We start from the raw sequence: 1214 nt of genomic DNA, 5'->3' as shown, positions 1-1214 counted from the left end.
TGTCGTCGGCGGCGGAAGCGTGACCAGGACCAGATGTGTTCGGCGGCGTCGGCGACACGCAGGACCAGCTTGGTGAGCAGGCGCCGGATCTCCGGTAGTGTAAAGCTGATCATGTCTGGTTCGGCGATACCGATTCCCCTTTTATGGCAAGGGATTTGGCGACGGCGAGCCAGGCGTGGGCGAGCATCGACAGGGTGATGTGGGCGTACCACGCCCGCCAGGACCGGACCTGGTAGTGATCCAGTCCGGCTTCGTTCTTGGCCTGCTGGAAACACTCTTCGATCCGCCAGCGCGCCCCGGCGATCCAGGCCAGGTTCAGCAGGGTGGACCGGCGGGGCCCGTAGCAGATGTAGTAGGCGATCTCGGTCGGATCAGAGATCGAACGCCGGGCGAGCAGCCAGTGCCCGCGCCCGGCCTGCCAGCCAATCCGGACCGGCACCCGTGCCCAGTCGTACTCGCGCGGCCCGTGCGCGCCGGCACCGACCGACAACCGCCGCCACGCCCGGGCGGGCAGGTCCGCGATCAGCTCATCGGCCCGCTGTTCGGTGCCCTCGGCGGTGATCAGGGTGTCGTTGACCTTGGTGGCCAGCACGTACGCGGCGTCGTGTTCCTCCAGCCAGGCTCGCAGGTACTTGACCTGCCCGTAGGCCTCATCGGCGGTGACCCACGCGAACGGCACACCCGCCTCGAACGCCCGCGCCAGCATGCCCATCGCCTGCCGCGGCTTCGTGGCGAACTCGACCTCATCCGGAATCCCCGCCCGTTGGCACCGGTCCCGGTCGGCGATCCACGGCTCCGGCAGATACAGCGCCCGATCGATCAGCGCATGCCCATGATCACCGGCATAGGCGAGAAAGGTCCCGATCTGACAGTTCTCGATCCGCCCCGCCGTCCCGGAATACTGCCGCTGCACCCCGGCCGAGCGCACACCTTTCTTCAGGAACCCGGTGTCGTCCACGATCAGCACGCCGCCCGGCTCGCCGAGATGCTCGACCACGTAGTCCCGCACGTCGTCACGCACCCCGTCGATGTCCCAGTCCGCCCAGCGCAACAACCGCTGCATCCCATCCGGAGACACCTCACCGGACTGCTCCGCCAGTGTCCAGCCGTTCTTCCGCTCCAACCCCGCGACCAGCCCGGACACATACTCCCGAGCCCGGCCCCGCGGCTCCGACCGCCTGAACCGTCCCGCGATCCGATCATGAACCCGATCC

General features: G+C 68.1%; 1 protein-coding gene. It reads right to left on the bottom strand.

All coding sequences use genetic code 11. The annotated features are described in order from the left end of the window. Positions 1-109 precede the first annotated feature (109 nt). Positions 110-1214, bottom strand: a 1105-nt coding sequence (locus tag FCN18_RS38920) for an IS701 family transposase (RefSeq protein WP_206078108.1), incomplete at its 5' end; no start/stop codon positions are given.

This window comes from Prauserella endophytica, assembly GCF_005146945.1.
Classification (GTDB): domain Bacteria; phylum Actinomycetota; class Actinomycetes; order Mycobacteriales; family Pseudonocardiaceae; genus Prauserella_A; species Prauserella_A endophytica.
This window is presented reverse-complemented; position numbering and strand designations above follow the sequence as displayed.